13 protein-coding genes and 1 pseudogene are annotated in these 14978 nt (G+C 51.7%); 5 read left to right on the top strand and 9 right to left on the bottom strand.

What is annotated here, in order from left to right; translation table 11 throughout:
• Positions 1–27: 27 nt before the first annotated feature.
• Together HF324_RS16555 and HF324_RS16560 are read right to left on the bottom strand one after the other, a co-directional pair.
• Positions 28–2226 (bottom strand): response regulator, encoded by a 2199-nt coding sequence (locus HF324_RS16555; protein WP_168860294.1) that lies wholly within the window; start codon positions 2224–2226, stop codon positions 28–30.
• 122 nt (positions 2227–2348) lie between these two features.
• Positions 2349–3044 carry a LytR/AlgR family response regulator transcription factor gene (locus tag HF324_RS16560; RefSeq protein WP_168803531.1) on the bottom strand — a complete coding sequence of 232 codons (696 nt, stop codon included), beginning with the start codon at positions 3042–3044 and terminating at the stop codon, positions 2349–2351.
• A 110-nt stretch (positions 3045–3154) separates the two neighbouring features.
• Between HF324_RS16560 and HF324_RS16565 the strand changes: the two genes are divergently transcribed.
• Positions 3155–3616 (top strand): DUF6265 family protein, encoded by a 462-nt coding sequence (locus tag HF324_RS16565; protein ID WP_168803532.1) that lies wholly within the window; start codon positions 3155–3157, stop codon positions 3614–3616.
• On the opposite strand, the gene HF324_RS16570 is transcribed toward HF324_RS16565, so the two are convergent.
• Positions 3617–4600: a phosphotransferase enzyme family protein gene (locus tag HF324_RS16570; protein ID WP_168803533.1), complete on the bottom strand. Its 984-nt coding sequence runs from the start codon at positions 4598–4600 to the stop codon at positions 3617–3619. It abuts the gene before it with no gap.
• A 106-nt stretch (positions 4601–4706) separates the two neighbouring features.
• On the opposite strand from HF324_RS16570, the gene HF324_RS16575 reads away from it, so the two are divergent.
• The gene (locus tag HF324_RS16575; protein ID WP_168860295.1) at positions 4707–6335 is read left to right on the top strand and encodes a hypothetical protein; all 1629 of its coding nucleotides are present in this window, start codon (positions 4707–4709) and stop codon (positions 6333–6335) included.
• Here the strand turns inward: HF324_RS16575 and HF324_RS33870 are convergent.
• From HF324_RS33870 to HF324_RS16590, 4 genes and pseudogenes are all read right to left on the bottom strand, one after another.
• On the bottom strand, positions 6332–6469 hold the full coding sequence (locus tag HF324_RS33870; protein ID WP_373997305.1) for an endonuclease V: 138 nt from the start codon (positions 6467–6469) through the stop codon (positions 6332–6334). The two genes, HF324_RS16575 and HF324_RS33870, sit on opposite strands and share 4 nt — an antisense overlap.
• 5 nt (positions 6470–6474) lie before the next feature.
• Positions 6475–7026: pseudogene (locus HF324_RS16580) on the bottom strand (endonuclease V); the annotation flags it as partial.
• 17 nt (positions 7027–7043) lie between these two features.
• Positions 7044–8243, bottom strand: a complete 1200-nt coding sequence (locus HF324_RS16585) for a DUF763 domain-containing protein (protein WP_168860296.1) — start codon at positions 8241–8243, stop codon at positions 7044–7046.
• Between the two features lie 7 nt (positions 8244–8250).
• Positions 8251–8916: an MgtC/SapB family protein gene (locus HF324_RS16590; protein WP_168803537.1), complete on the bottom strand. Its 666-nt coding sequence runs from the start codon at positions 8914–8916 to the stop codon at positions 8251–8253.
• A gap of 91 nt (positions 8917–9007) precedes the next feature.
• On the opposite strand from HF324_RS16590, the gene HF324_RS16595 reads away from it, so the two are divergent.
• From HF324_RS16595 to HF324_RS16605, 3 genes are all read left to right on the top strand, one after another.
• Positions 9008–9205: a hypothetical protein gene (locus tag HF324_RS16595; protein ID WP_168803538.1), complete on the top strand. Its 198-nt coding sequence runs from the start codon at positions 9008–9010 to the stop codon at positions 9203–9205.
• A 70-nt stretch (positions 9206–9275) separates the two neighbouring features.
• On the top strand, positions 9276–9533 hold the full coding sequence (locus HF324_RS16600; protein WP_168803539.1) for a hypothetical protein: 258 nt from the start codon (positions 9276–9278) through the stop codon (positions 9531–9533).
• A gap of 119 nt (positions 9534–9652) precedes the next feature.
• A complete protein-coding gene (locus HF324_RS16605; RefSeq protein WP_168803540.1) occupies positions 9653–11434 on the top strand; it encodes an ABC transporter ATP-binding protein in 1782 nt (593 codons plus the stop codon).
• A 57-nt stretch (positions 11435–11491) separates the two neighbouring features.
• Here the strand turns inward: HF324_RS16605 and HF324_RS16610 are convergent, their stop codons facing one another.
• Positions 11492–11965 carry an acyl-CoA thioesterase gene (locus HF324_RS16610; protein WP_078672521.1) on the bottom strand — a complete coding sequence of 158 codons (474 nt, stop codon included), beginning with the start codon at positions 11963–11965 and terminating at the stop codon, positions 11492–11494.
• Between the two features lie 190 nt (positions 11966–12155).
• Positions 12156–14651, bottom strand: coding sequence for a TonB-dependent receptor (locus HF324_RS16615; protein WP_168803541.1), 2496 nt, complete (start codon positions 14649–14651; stop codon positions 12156–12158).
• Positions 14652–14978 lie beyond the last annotated feature (327 nt).

The raw sequence follows: 14978 nt of genomic DNA on the forward strand, positions 1-14978 counted from the left end.
GAACGGTCGTACCGGGAGATGACCGCCTTAAATCGTGATGTCTATCGCTTCCTGTATGGCCTGTAAACACAGCTGTTTCAGGGTATAGAACAGTTCGTTGGCCGTATCGGCGTTGTAGTTATTTTCATCGGTCTGCTCCAGCTGCTCCAGGATAGGGTAGAGGTGCGTTTCCAGCCCCGTAAAAGACACGGTCGTTTTCAGGTTGTGCGCAGTAGCGCGGATGCTCACCGGGTCGCTGATAGCGATCGCATTTTTCAGCATGGCCAGGTCTTCCGGCAGCTGTGTGATAAACTGCTGCAGCATGTTTTTTTCAAAGGACTTATCGCCTTTGGAAAGGTCCCGCAGGTATTGCATATTCAGCAGGCGGGTATGTCCGTTTTCCGGCACATAGGCGCCGGCGGGCGGCATTTCGCGGGAAGAGAACTTGCCGGTATACACCTGGACCATGCGATACAGCGTATTCTCATCGATCGGCTTGGAGATATAATCGTTCATGCCCATCTGCAAACATTTCTCCCTTTCTCCTTCCATAGCATGCGCCGTCATGGCGATGACGGGAATGTTGGAATGCATCTCTTTGCGGATGTGGGCAATGGCGGAATAGCCATCCATCTCCGGCATTTGTATATCCATCAGCACCAGGTCGAAGGCCTGTTTTTCCAGCGCCTGAAGCGCTTCCCTGCCATTGTTGACGATCCGGTACTGCAGTTGCCAGTTGCCGAGCAAATGCCGCAGCAGGTTCTGGTTCATACGGTTGTCTTCCGCCACCAGTAACCATACGTTAGGGTGTATAGGCAGCGGGTCTTTTTCTGTATATAAGGTATCGGTATTCTCCGGCATCATTTCCCCCAGCATGTAAGGCAGTTCCACTTTGAAGGCCGTGCCGCTGCCGGGCGTACTTTCTACAGAGATGAAACCGTTCTGCAGTTCTATCAGTTGTTTGACGATGGTAAGCCCGAGGCCTGTTCCGCCGTACTTGCGGGTGGTAGAGGCTTCGGCCTGGTTAAACCGGTCGAAGATACTGTCCAGCTGCGCTGCCTCGATGCCAATGCCGGTGTCTCTCACGGTGAAGAGTATACGAACATTTTTGTCTTCCGACCATGTCCTTGTCACATGGATGTCCACTTCCCCTTCAGCGGTGAATTTGATGGCGTTGCTGGTCAGGTTGACCAGCACCTGGGTGAGGCGCATCACATCGCCATAGAGAATGTCGGGCACCTCGTCCGCTATGCTGATATTGAGCTGCAGCGCTTTTTCTTCCGCTTTGGCGCGGAAGAGGGTGTCGATGGAGTGCAGTACGCCGCGGAGGCTGAAAGAAGTGGCTTCAATACGCATCATGCCGGACTCTATTTTGGAGATGTCCAGGATGTCGTTGATGATTTCGAGGAGGTTACGGCCGGCGCCGGAGATAGCGTTGACGTATTCTCTTGATTTGTCGTTCAGGGGCTGGGCCTGCAGCAGGTGTGTGAAGCCGAGCACGGCATTCATGGGGGTACGGATCTCATGGCTCATATTGGCCAGGAACTGGTCCTTCACGGCGGCCAGGTTTTTCTCCTGGCGCTGCGATTCATCCAGCGCTTCTATAAGTTGCTCCTGCCGGTGGATGCGGCTGGTGATATAAAGAAAGGCCAGCAGGCTGGTGAGGCAGGCAAAAAGCACCAGCACGGTGCCCCAGCTCTGTGCTTTCTGTCCGCTGGTATCAATGAGGCGGGTGGTGCGGTTCACTTCTGTTTGCCGCGTGGTGTCCAGCTGGTGGAGGATATTGGTGATGGCTTCTCCCAGTCTTTTGCCCCGCTGGTTGTTGATCATTTTTTCAGCGGCGCTTTTCCCGCTGCTGTAGAAGGTATCCAGTATCAGCAGGTTGAAACTGTTTTTCTCGTCCACGAGGTAATTGAGCTGGGTGAGCAGTTTTTCGGTGCTGTCGTTTTTAACGATTTTATTGATTTCTTTCAGGTCGGATTTGATGACGGCGATTTCCACCTCAATGCCGGTGATATGCGTAGTGTCGCGGGAGATAACGGCGCCGCGCACTTTGCTGTCTGTTTTGGCAAGAGAGGTTTGCAGCTTCTGGATTTCGTTTTTGACGTTGAGTTCCTGCAGCAGCTGTTCATTACCGGAAATAAGCTTCCGGATGTTTTTGGCCGAATTGAACTGCAATACCACGAACAAAATCATCCCTGTGATGAACAGGCCCAGCAGGTAATATTTTATTCTTTTCGGCTGCATGACATTATTAACGCTAATGAAGGAAAGGCGGTTCAAAATACGATAATAAAGGTCGGCGTATTTAATTTATTGTTCAACGGGCGATAGGTATCGGTCAAAACGGGGAAATGGTCGTTCAACTGTTAAAGAAAGTTTAATTTATTGTTGAGGGCCGCTTTGTAGGTGTCTGCCACCGGAATGACATTTTTTTGAATGATGATATTACCGTCTTCGATGCTTTCTATTTTGTCCAGCGCCACCATGTAGGAGCGATGTACGCGCATGAACTTACTGGCCGGTAATTTTTCTTCCAGCGCTTTGAGGGTGGTATGGATGGCGTGGAATTTCTGTGCGGTGAATAGCTTTACATAATCGCCCATGGCTTCGAGGAAGAGGATGTCTTCCGTCCTTATTTTTTTGAGGACGCCGTTGTCGCGGATAAAGACAAACTCCGTATCGGACACCTGTATTTCGCGGTGGTTGCTGTCAATGATTTCGCGGGCTTTTTCAATGGCCTGGATAAAGCGTGCCGGGCTGACCGGTTTGATGAGGTAATCTGCTACATTCAGCTCGAAAGCCTCTACAGCATAGTCTTTGTTGACCGTCGTAAAAATGATGAGAGGCCTTTGCTTACCCAGGTTGCGGGTCAGTTCGAGGCCGCTCATGCCCGGCATTTCGATATCGAGCAGCAGCAGGTCTATCTTTTCCTTCCGGATCAGGTTATAGGCTTCCATGGCGCTGCTGCATTCGCCGGTCACATGCAGTTGTTCCACATGGCTGGCCAGTTGCTTCATGGCTGTGCGTGCGAGTTTGTTATCGTCTACTATCAGGCAGTTCATGCGGCTAATTTAGGAACAAATGATAATATAAAATCATCTGCACCGCTACGGGAGCGCAGTTTTTTTCGCCGGCTTTTGTTGTATATTCCGGAACAAATTCCCCTGTTATCATGAAAGCTTTTCTCTTATCCGGTCTGCTGATGTTGCTCGTGACTGCCGGGAATGCACAAACCCCCACAGCGGCAGATTTTCCGAAGTTGCACTGGCTGGAAGGCACGTGGACAAAGAAGGCGTCCAGGCCCGGCAGGACGGGGTTTGAGCAGTGGGAGCGGTTATCCGGTACTGCGATGAAGGGCATCGGTGTCACGATGAAGGAGAAGGATACCCTCTTTAAAGAAGGGCTGCAATTGCAGGCGAAAGCGCATGCATTGTATTATGTGGCCGACGTAGCTGAAAACAAAGGGCTGGTCTGGTTTAAAATCACGGCCATCACTGCTGATGGCTTTACCTGCGAAAACCCCGCGCACGATTTTCCCCAAAAGATCGTGTATCAAAAGACGGACGATCAACTGAAAGTGACGATTTCCGGCGATGGCAAGTCTATCGATTTTTTCTTTGAGAAGAAGCCGTGACTATTTCCAGTATGTATTGGCCAGGTGCCGTAGCAGCCCGGTGAACAGCTTTAGGTGTCCCGGTTGTACGAAGGCATGAAACTGGTCGTGGGTGGTATGAAAACCCATATAAAACAGCCACCATCCGAGCGAGATGAAGGGTATTGCTTCCAGTGCTGCTTCATCAAGGGGCCGATGTTCGCGGTAAGCATCCAGCAGCAGCTGATACTGCCGGTCGGCTTCGTCCTGTGTCATCCTTTTGGTGTATACCTCCAGCGAGAGGTACTGCCAGAAGGAAGCAATATCATTCACCAGCCAGCCATATCCCATAAAGTCGAAGTCAAACAGCGTGATACTGTTTGCATCGAAGTGCATGTTTTTCGGAAGGAAGTCGAAGTGGCAATATCCCATCGGCAATTCTTTCATGGCTGACAGTCTCGCCGCGGCCGTGGCGGCAGCCTGTTGCAGCCACGTGTAATCTTCAGCGTTATTGGCGAAGAAGGGCTGCAGCAGGGTAAGCGGCCGGACGAACATACTCTCTTCATTAAATTCCCACCTGGCTTTTACGGGACTGAAAGCGGCGGAAACCTGGTGAAAACGTGCCATTTCCCTGCCCAGCAGCTGGCACTGCTGATCGTTCAGTAATCTCACCGGGTGCCCGGGTGCATAGCTGAACAACACCGCGCATCTTTCGCCCTCCACGGCGTTCAGCTGCTGAATGGTTTCTCCGGCTATGTCCTGCAGTGGGTAGGATACCGATACCTCCGCGGCTTTCAGCGCCTGCAGCAGGGCTACTTCTTCCTGTATCTGCGGCAGGCTGCGGTGCGTGGAGCGGTACACCCGGAGTATAAAGCGGTCTGCGGATGTCCGGGCCAGGTAAGTATCGCCGACGCCGCGGACCAGCAGCTGGCACTGTACATCTTCCAGCGCGTATTTTTCGGAGAGGAAGGCGGATAAAGCGGAGGGGCAGAGGGTGGAATAAGTGGCGGGAAAAACAGTTTTCATCCCGTAAAGATATTCATCTTCCCCGAGTGTTTTTTTAACAGATAACATATTTGATAAATAAATAATTATATATAATTACATATATTTGAAATATATAATTAATAAGATGATGTCCTATATCAGATCAGTTGTTTGTTTATGCTTATTTTTTATCCCTGCCGGTTTGTGGGCGCAGGTGCCTGTGGTGACGCTGGGTCCCGCTGTAGAGGAGCCATTGGACGGATGGGACAAACTGATGCAGCTAAAAAACGGGCATACCTTCTGGTTGCATTTTTCCAAAAAGGAAGGGCTGCGGGTAACGGTATACAATGCCCGGCGGGAGCAGGTTGCAACTGATTCCGTGGCCGGCAGCCTGTGGAACGCGGCAGACCTGGAATCGACCGAAATCGACGGCATTTACGAAATCAACGGTCAACCGGTGATCTTCCTGCAACAGCTGGTGAAATACGTCCCCGTTTTTTTCAGGTTGGTACTGGACCCGCAGACGGGTAAACTGCTGCGGGAGGACAAACTGGGCGAACTGCCCACTGTACAGCACCGCAGCGTATATGTACAGGAAAACCTGGCATCGCATGACTGTTACGTGGAAAAAGATCCTGACAGCGACTACTATGCCGTCGCCTTTTTCAACGGCGCTGAAATACAGCGTAATGACAGCATGCGGGAACGTATCCGCGTGATGCATTTCTCGCCCGCCCATGAGCTGATCAATACCGGGCTCTATTACCTGCCGGATACGGCGTATAACTATTTCAGTTATATCAGCCTCTCGGTGCACGGCAAAGAAAAGGTGTATATGAGCACCGTAGGGTTCAATGCCAAAAGAAAGGGGAACGAGCCCTGGTCGAAGGTGTTGTTTTCAGCGCTGTCGCCCGACTCCGCGACATTTGCGCATCACGTTCTCGACTATACGGCCAACTTTCGCGATGTGAGCGGATATCAGCAGTTCCTGCCGGCACGGAACGAAGTGAAGCTGATGTTGTATGCGCCCGGACAACGTGCGGAAGGCAGCAGCGGCATCTTCCTGAATACGCTGCTGGCTTCAGGCAAACTGAGAAAACATCAGCAGTTGTCTTTCCCCGAGCTGGGCAAAAACGTTCAGATCAACCTTGGCTATAAGGAAGATTATAAAGGCGTGCCACAGCGGGTATACTGGCATGCTGACGGCAGCGGGACGTTATTGCTGGAAGCGCTTACCCGCTACAAACAGGGCAACACACAGATCAACAAGCTGCATACCAACATGGGGGACATCGGCGTGGCCTTGCTGGACAGCAGCGGTCGCGAGAATGAAACGCTGGCGGTTTCCAAATACCAGTCCATCACCGGCGTCTGTGAGCCTTTTTCACTGCATCGCAGGATGAAGAGCGAATGGGTGTTCCGTAATAAGATCGCCGCGCTGAATACCAACACCTACCTGTCTTACGACTATGTCAATATTCCTAACGCCACTTTTATTTTGTTCAACGATTACCTGCAATACCTGGAAACCGGCGGACAGGATAAAGTGAAGAAACCGTTGAAGTATGCTGCAGATGCCAACGTTGTATGTTACCGTTTTTATAACGGTAAGATGGAGCGGCTTTTCCTGTTCGGCGCGCCGGAGGTAACGAAAGGGTATTACTGTATGATGGGCGCTTCCAGCTACGATGCCGTGCAGCGTGTATACGCTACCGTGATGATCAGCCGCAAAGGCACAGAGAAAAAAGCGGCTGTAGCGTGGATACAGTTTTAAAGGTCTGCCGGTCTATATCCTGCAGGCAGGGCGCCCAGCCGGAACTGGTTGACCGCATTATGCGCCAGCCGGGTAGGTTCGGGCAGCCGGTATTTCCGCACACATTGTTCCACCAGTGACAGGCTGCCTTCCACATCGATGAGATGGCCGGGGAGACGAAGATGGGCTTTACTTTTTGTTTGCTGCGCAGCACAGTGCCGATAACGACGCCTTGTTTATCGGTCAGCGGTGTGTGGGCGCCTTTCTCTTCCCCGGGTTCTTTATAGGTGCCGTACAGCTTTTTCTTGGCGCTGCCTACGGTCACCTGGCCGGCCAGTACCCCGAAATGGGAGGCGATGCCCATGCGCCGGGGATGAGCAATTCCATGGCCGTCCACCACCAGCACGTCCGGTTTCTGCGGCAGTTGCTGCCAGGCGTCCAGCAGTGCCGGTACTTCGCGGAAAGCCAGGAAGCCGGGCACATACGGGAAAGTAACTTCTTTAACGACGAGGCTGTAGCCCACCGGTTCCAGGCTGGGGAACCGCATCAGTACAATACCCGCATATACGGTGGTGCTGAACTTATTAAAAGAGATGTCTGCCCCGGCAATCAGTTGTATTTTCCCTTTAAAGGGCGCCGTGACCACCTGGTGGCGCAGCTCCTGCTGCAGCAGGGTAGCTTCGGGTACGGAGAGGGTGTTGTAGTCTTTCATGGATATCCGCTGTTGCTTCAGAATAATGATAATTGTTCGCCGTCTTTCGGCGGGGCAGCTTTCCCGAACACGGTACGGCCGCCATACTTCCACGAGTCCTGCTTTTCCCGTTCTATCACCTTTTCGAAATTGGCGTTAGGCTCAAAATCCTGCTCCATGCGCTGCGCTAACGTTGATAGCTTGCGGATGGCCTCCTGTTTATCGGTATGGCCTATTTTCGCTTTGTTCAGCGCGTCCCGCAGCGTTTCGATCGTTTCATCGTAGATCCGGGTGGGGACGGGAAACGGGTGTCCGTCTTTTCCGCCATGCGCAAAAGAAAACCGTGCCGGGTCTTCAAAGCGGGAGGGGGTACCGTGTATTACTTCACTGACCAGGGTGAGGGACTGCAGGGTGCGGGGGCCCACGCCTTCCAGCATCAGCAGGGATTCGAAGTTGGCGGGATGTATGTCGTGCGCCAGTGCCAGCACGCTGCCGAGGCGTTTCAGGTTGACGTTTTCCGCGCGCACCTCATGATGGGAGGGCATCACCAGGTTGCGTATTTCGGGCAACAGGTGTGCAGGTTTTTCCTCCAGCAACTGCAGGATACCGGTTTTGGTAGCAGCGGCCTGCGTATCGGTGAGATTGAGGATCATGCCCTGGTTGCGGCCATAAATGAAAGTGTGCGGCGCTTCGGTATAAGACGTAAAGGCAGAGGAATGCCAATGGTAACGGCGTGCCATGCTGCTGGCGTCGTTCATGCCCTGCTGCACTACGGCCCAGTCGCCTTCGGTCGACAAAACAAAAGAATGCAGGTACAGCTGGAAGCCGTCCTGGATGGCAGTATTATCCACCTTAGCGGTGAGTTTGCTGCTGTGTACGAGCTGATCGCCCGGGAGGCCGGTTTTATCGGCAATGCGCATCAGTTCGGCCGGTGTTTCACGGCTGTGCCGGCCTTTGCCGCCGCAGATATAGATGCCGAGTTCCTGGGAACGCGGGTTGACAGCCTTTTTCAGCGCGCCCATCACGCTGGTGGTGATGCCGGAAGAGTGCCAGTCCATTCCCAGCACACATCCCAGCGCCTGAAACCAGCAGGGATCGCTGAGCCGCCTTATCACTTCGCTTTTTCCGTAATCCGTCACAATAGCCTCTACAATAGCGCCACCCAGAAGGGCCATCCGTTTGGCCAGCCAGGGTGGTACGTGACCATAGTGTAGCGGCATGTCTGCATAAGAGGGCATGGTATGGTTACAGTGGATTTAGTTGTACCTGAAATTGTGATATGTGTTTGTTCTGTAGCAAAAATTCATCTAATCGTTCCATTTTGCTACGTTTTCCACGGACTGTGTAATTGACCTCGATCAGGTCTTCTTTGCGAACGGTTTGCATCCGCTTGAATTTTAACCCGAAAGTATTGAGAATATGCTCCACATCTACCTGCGGGAACTTATCCTCATGAAAATAGATGGTATAGTAACGTTTGTCATTGATTTCAGCAATACTTTTTTCCGTGAACTCCATCAGGATAAGCACGATCAAAGCGCCTGCCAGTCCGCCTATGGCCAGTACGTACTGGCTCATGCCGATCGCCATGCCCAGGGCCGCGGCGATCCAGATGGAGGCCGCCGTGGTAATACCGTCGATGGTAAAATCATTTTTGAAAATCACGCCTGCGCCAATGAAACCCACGCCGGTGAGGATGTTGGAAGCTACGCGGTCAGAGCTGTTGGGATACCCCAGTTCAGCAGACAGGATCGTGAAGATGGTACTGCTGAGGCAGATAAGCGTCATAGTACGCATCCCTGCCGCCTTCCTTTTGTATTCCCGCTCCAGCCCCAGGATAGCGCCTATCAGCAGGGCGATGCATACTTTCAGGATCTGGTCTTCCTCTATTGTTTGTAGCAGATGTTTCATATCGAAAGGTGGAAATGTACGCTTACAAATGTAAGGGTTGGCACAATTCTTTCCTGCATCTACTTAATTAAGAACAATAAATACCTGCCATATGAAGCCTTTCGTATATAAATTTTTTATGGTAGCCTGCGTTACAGGAATTCTCTGTATCCTTTTGTTTGCCTGTAACAGCAGCAGGGAAGCGTCCCGCGAAGCAGATTCAGCTGCGGCGACCGTTCCCCGGGTCGACAGTACCAGTGTAATACCGGTGGACACCACCGCGACCAAACCAGATACTACGCGCCAGTAAAAACATTTTAAAGGGGATGAAGTTTGTTTATACCATGTAACTGTTTATTTCACCCTTTAAACACTGGATCATGAAAGTATCTCACCTGCTGTTAGCTGCCGGCATTTCAGCTGCTATGTTGACGGCCTGCGGCAACGGCGCACAAAACAACAACCAGGATTCGATGAACCTGAACAACAGCGGTACTACAGACACAGCCGCTATCCTTCCGGACACTGCGCCAGCCGCACAAACACCTCCGGGAGCTATTAATCCGGGCGAAGATTCAGCCCGCTTCGGTACCGGCGCCGGAGATTCCTCCAGAAATCCGGGGCACAAATCGCAATAGCTTGTAGCCCTAACGATGCCTTACTACGGAATAAAAATTGTTTTTATCCGAAGTAAGGCATTCCTTTATACAATATATTTGCTGGTATATCGTCCCCATTAACAAAGTATAAATCCTACATGCAAAATGAAACCACTGCCGCCGTCCCGGCTCCCAAACCTGGCTTGAAATGGACGTCCCTTAAAAAGACCTTTCGTTTATTCCGTTATGTAAAACCTTATTGGGTCGAATTTGCCCTCGGGTTCGTTTTTCTGCTGATATCCAGCCTTGCCGGCCTGGCATTTCCCCGTCTGCTGGGCGACCTGGTCGACCCCAAAAGCGTCAATGACCTCCTTCATGGTTTCAACAAAGCGGGACTGTTGTTGGTGGCTGTTCTGATAGGACAGGCCATCTTCTCTTTTTTCCGTACCATCCTGTTTGTAAACGTCACTGAAAAAACGCTGGCCGCGCTGCGGCAGCATGTGTACAGCCATATGATCCGGCTGCCCATGCGGTTTTTCCTCGAAAGAAGGGTGGGAGAGCTGAGCAGCCGTATTTCTTCCGATATCACCCTGTTGCAGGACACTTTTACCACCACGCTGGCTGAGTTCATCCGTCAGATGGTGATCATCATCGGCGGCGTGATCATCCTGCTGGTCACCTCCTGGCAGCTGACCGCCTTCATGCTGGCCATTCTTCCGGTCATGATGGTGGCAGCCGTTTTCTTCGGTAAGTTCATCCGCCAGTTCTCCAAACAGGTACAGACGCAGGTGGCCGCGGCCAACACGGTGGTGGAAGAAACGCTGCAGGGGATCGTAAACGTGAAGGCTTTTGCCAATGAATTTTTTGAAATAGCCCGCTACCGGCAGCGTACCAATGAAGCGGCCCGTATCGGCATGAAAAGCGGTAAGTACCGCGGGGCTTTTTCTTCTTTTATCATCCTCGGTATTTTCGGCGCCCTGGTGGCGGTGATCTGGAGAGGGGTGTCTATGGGCATGAGCACGCCCCAACTGCTGTCATTCATCCTGTATTCCGTATTTATCGGCGGTTCTATCGCCGGGTTGGCGGAGATATACACCAGCCTGCAGAAAAGCATCGGCGCCACGGAAAATCTTCTCGAAATACTGGACGAGCCGGAAGAAGCCATTACGGAGGTGGCGCAGATAGCGCCGGGAGAACAATTGGGCGGACAGATTTCTTTCCGCAACATCTCTTTCCATTATCCTTCCCGGCCGGACCTCACCATTCTTGAAAACATTTCCTTTGAAGCGGAGGAAGACCAGAAAGTGGCCCTGGTGGGGCCCAGCGGTGCAGGAAAGAGCACCATCGTATCGCTGTTGCTGCGTCTTTACGATCCCGTAGAAGGCCGCATATTATATGACGGTAAGCCGGGTACTTCCATCCCGCTGTCGGTGCTTCGTTCCCAGATGGCGGTAGTGCCGCAGGACGTGTTTTTGTTCGGAGGCACGATCCGTGAGAATATCGCTTATGGCAAGCCGGATGCGACAGAAGCGGAAATTGAATCGGCCGCCCGTCAGGCCAACGCATGGGAATTTATCAAACATTTCCCGCTCGGCCTGGAGACCATCGTGGGGGAGCGCGGCATTCAGCTGTCCGGCGGCCAGCGTCAGCGCATCGCCATCGCAAGGGCGGTACTTAAAAATCCGCGTATCCTGATCCTCGACGAAGCGACATCCGCACTGGACTCCGAATCAGAAAGACTGGTGCAGGACGCGCTGGATAAACTGATGGAAGGCCGTACCTCCATCGTGATTGCGCATCGCCTGTCCACCATCCGCCAGGCAGATAAAATTATTGTGCTCGACAAAGGCCACATCGTGGAACAAGGCACGCATGCGGAACTGATTGGCGTAGACGGAGGACTGTACCGCATGCTGAGCGAAATGCAGTTCAGCCACTAATATGTTCCCGGGCTGAAGCCCGGGACACAGAGGAAAACAGGAGTCTGAAGATTTAAACTACATATAGGGCTTCATCTCTTCGTCGATATCTTTCCGGAGGTCCATCAGCTTTTTGGCATAACTCTCCATACTGATCTCATTAGCCGTACGCGGTGTCCATTTGGGCACCGGTATGGTTTTACCGTTGTCGTCTACCGCCGCAAACACCATCACGCAGTGCGTGGTTTTCTGTTTGTGCTGCTGCCGCGGATTGCCGGCAAAAACATCAATGGAGATATGCATACTGGTATTACCGGTGTAGATGATGGTAGCGGTAATTTCCACCAGGTCGCCGATGGCAATCGGTTTGAAAAAGCGGATGCCGCCTACATATACGGTGACCGCATATTGCCCGCTCCAGTTGGCCGCGCAGGTATAACCCGCCTGGTCTATCCATTTCATCACGGAGCCGCCGTGTACTTTGCCGCCAAAGTTGACGTCAGAAGGTTCGGCGAGAAAGCGCAGGGTAATAGTATGATAAATAGAGTCCATGTAGTTGATTTTTTTCACGCAAAGAAACACTTAAGGCCTGCGTTATTTTGTAAGAACGCAAAGAGCGAAGATCGCGATTTGATTATACAATATATTATACCGGGTACAATAATACAATATTCTCAAATGTAATCTTCGCTCTTTGCGTTCTTACAAAATAACGCAGGCCTTAAGTGTTTCTTTGCGTGAGCTACTCGCCCTTATCGCCGCCGCCCATCTCGTTGTTATTGTCTTTGCCGGACTTATTGTTTTTCCGTTTGAACAGGTTGTAATCCATCTTTCCGAAGCGCCAGGTTGCGTTGAGACGAAGCTCGCGGGTGAGGCGTTTACGGTAGTTTTCCGTTTCAGAGAAGGCCGTGCTGGTATAGCTGAGGTTACGGTCTGAATTAAAGATGTCGTTCAGCGTCAGGGAAATGGACAGTGCTTTATTTTTCAGCATGTCCTTTTTGAGACCGGCATCGATGGAGTACACCGGCTTTCTCTCGCCCTGCGGCAGGATCTGGCGGGATTCGTATTCGCCGGTGATCTGCAGGGTAAGGTTCCAGGGCAGTTTGGTATTGCTGTTGAGCTTACCGAACCAGGTAAAGCCTGAGTTGCTGAGGTTATCTCCCTGGTTGGCGGCACTGATTTTTGTCTGCGCCAGGTTCACGTTAGCGGTAAGGTCCCAGTCTTTGGTGATCTGGCTTCTTACGGTGAACTCCGCACCAAAGGAGTTGCGGGTGCTGGCGTTGATCGGGTAGGATAGCAGTACCCTTTGCGTTTGTCCGTTCAGGTTAAGGGTGGTGTCTACATAAAAATCAGTGATGGCGTTATCGGTGTTGCGGTAGTACAATGATACCAGTACATTGTGTTTATGTGCGATGTCTTTCAGGTAAGACAGCTCAAAGGAATTGGTGAATTCCGGGCGCAGGTCCGGGTTGCCGCGGCTGGCATTCTGCCCGCTGTACTCGATGGTGGGCAGCAGGTCCCGGAACCAGGGGCGGCGTATACGGCGGCTGTAGTTGAGCTGCAGCTCATGATCGCCTTTGAATTTCTGGGACAGGAACACGCTGGGAAAAAGGCTGATCGGGTAGTTGATCTTATAGGAAGCCTTCTCGCCGAAACGGGTTTCGCCGGTGTAGTTGGACTGCTCCGCTCTCAGGCCGGCCTGGTAGCCGAAGTTGCCATGGGCGCCGCTATAGCTGACATATCCTGCGTTGATCTGTTCCTGGTAGTGGTAGTTGTTGGACAGCGCCGAGTCGAGGGTGAACGTACCGCTGGGGTAGTTCTGTCCGAAGGTGTTGGTGAAGTTGTCGAACTTACGGGTGTTGGTACGGAGGCCCATTTCGATCTTCGATTTATCAGAAAACGGGCGTACATAGTCTACCTGCCCGGTGATATAAGTCGTTTTTCCTTCCCCGCTGCCATAGCGGTATTGCGGTTTTACCGGGCTGTTGATGGTATCGCCTTTCAGGTTATAGTATTGCAGTGAATACTCGGAGCTGTTGTCGCCGGTGGCGTAGTTATAGGTAAAATCAGCCGTCAGTTCTTCGCCTTCGCGTGCGAATGTATGTTTATAGCCCAGCTGGGTGGAGTAGTTGCGGAACCCGTTTTTGCTGTTGTTGATACCGGTGCCGTAGCGGACCAGTTCCCGGTGAATGTCAAATTCGTTCTGGATCTGATCGTTGTAGCGGTTGAAATTACCGCCGGTGATGCCCTGGGAGATGGTGAGGGTGTTCCGGTTGTCCATGAACCAGTCCACGCCGATGCGGCCGTTCTGGAAATTGCGGTAGAAATCTCCGTCCTGCAGCTGATCGGTGTAGGTGGTGGTGTCTGACAGGATATTTTTCCGGGAGATGCGGCTGGTCATGGGTGATTTACGGTTACGCGTGCCATAGTTGATGAAGAAGTTGAACTTCTCCTGGCGCAGGTTAAAATCGATGCCGGTATTGGTGCTTCCCAGGGAGGATACGCCCGCGCTAAGCTGCCCGTTGATCCCTGCTTTTTTATTTTTTTTCAGGACGATGTTTAAGATACCGCTCATTCCTTCTGCATCGTATTTAGCGGAAGGGTTGGTGACCACTTCGATGTTGGCGATGGCGTCTGCGGGGATCTGGTCGAGCGTGAGGGTGGTGGGTCGTCCGTCCACGAAAATGGTGGGGGCGCCGTTGCGTACGCTCACGTTACCGTCTATGTCTACACTCACAGAAGGCACCTGTTTCAGTACGTCCGTAGCCGTGCCGCCTATGCTGGCGAGGTTCTTTTCCACGTTGAACACCCGTTTGTCGATAGCCATGGTAAAGGCTGGTTTCTCACCGACTACGTTAACAGCGGCCAGTGACTTTACATTAGCGCGAAGTTTAATATTGCCGGCATCGAGACTGGTGCTTTTGGCGGTAAGCTGTACCGGCTTGAAGACAGCTTCATAGCCGATGAAGTTTACTTTAAGGATATATTTTCCGGGTGTGAGGTTTTCGAAGTTAAAATCACCGTTGGGTTTGGAAAGCATGCCGGTGAGTACGGAAGAATCCGGGCGCAGCACGGCCACAGAAGCATATTCTACCGGTTTCCCCGTCTGTGCGTCGAGCAGTTTTCCGTAGATATTTCCGGCATTGCCAGCAGGTGGTTTGTTACCGTGCTGTTGTGCCGTTAATGCCAGGTTAAACAAGAACATCCATCCTGTCAATAGCAATACAACTTTTCTCATAATTTCTTTTACTAGCGTCCAACAATTTATAGCGGCGGTAAATTTAGTTGTAATGGCGGAAGAAAATCGTTTTTTTAGGATGAAAGGTGTGTCAGAACCCTTCACAGTAACATGTTCCAACTTCGGAATCTTACAGAATACTTTACAGGTAATGGTTTTACAAAGGGTGTGCCTGAAAATCCACGAGTGTTAAATAGTGTTAAGCTCTCGCAAAGAAGCATAAGGCCAGTGTTTTTTTGGTAAGAAAGCAAAGAATATAACAAGCGGTCTCCGGTTCTTTGCGTTCTTACCAAAAAACACAGGTCTTATATTCCTCTTTGCGGGAAA

It is taken from the genome of Chitinophaga oryzae, assembly GCF_012516375.2.
GTDB lineage: Bacteria > Bacteroidota > Bacteroidia > Chitinophagales > Chitinophagaceae > Chitinophaga > Chitinophaga oryzae.

What these genes read in the sequence shown, in the direction of transcription:
- HF324_RS16555 (WP_168860294.1), bottom strand. Translation starts at nt 2,226, where the DNA reads ATGCAGCCGAAAAGAATAAAATATTACCTGCTGGGCCTGTTCATCACA.
- HF324_RS16560 (WP_168803531.1), bottom strand. Translation starts at nt 3,044, where the DNA reads ATGAACTGCCTGATAGTAGACGATAACAAACTCGCACGCACAGCCATG.
- HF324_RS16565 (WP_168803532.1), top strand. Translation starts at nt 3,155, where the DNA reads ATGAAAGCTTTTCTCTTATCCGGTCTGCTGATGTTGCTCGTGACTGCC.
- HF324_RS16570 (WP_168803533.1), bottom strand. Translation starts at nt 4,600, where the DNA reads ATGAAAACTGTTTTTCCCGCCACTTATTCCACCCTCTGCCCCTCCGCT.
- HF324_RS16575 (WP_168860295.1), top strand. Translation starts at nt 4,707, where the DNA reads ATGATGTCCTATATCAGATCAGTTGTTTGTTTATGCTTATTTTTTATC.
- HF324_RS16585 (WP_168860296.1), bottom strand. Translation starts at nt 8,243, where the DNA reads ATGCCCTCTTATGCAGACATGCCGCTACACTATGGTCACGTACCACCC.
- HF324_RS16590 (WP_168803537.1), bottom strand. Translation starts at nt 8,916, where the DNA reads ATGAAACATCTGCTACAAACAATAGAGGAAGACCAGATCCTGAAAGTA.
- HF324_RS16595 (WP_168803538.1), top strand. Translation starts at nt 9,008, where the DNA reads ATGAAGCCTTTCGTATATAAATTTTTTATGGTAGCCTGCGTTACAGGA.
- HF324_RS16600 (WP_168803539.1), top strand. Translation starts at nt 9,276, where the DNA reads ATGAAAGTATCTCACCTGCTGTTAGCTGCCGGCATTTCAGCTGCTATG.
- HF324_RS16605 (WP_168803540.1), top strand. Translation starts at nt 9,653, where the DNA reads ATGCAAAATGAAACCACTGCCGCCGTCCCGGCTCCCAAACCTGGCTTG.
- HF324_RS16610 (WP_078672521.1), bottom strand. Translation starts at nt 11,965, where the DNA reads ATGGACTCTATTTATCATACTATTACCCTGCGCTTTCTCGCCGAACCT.
- HF324_RS16615 (WP_168803541.1), bottom strand. Translation starts at nt 14,651, where the DNA reads ATGAGAAAAGTTGTATTGCTATTGACAGGATGGATGTTCTTGTTTAAC.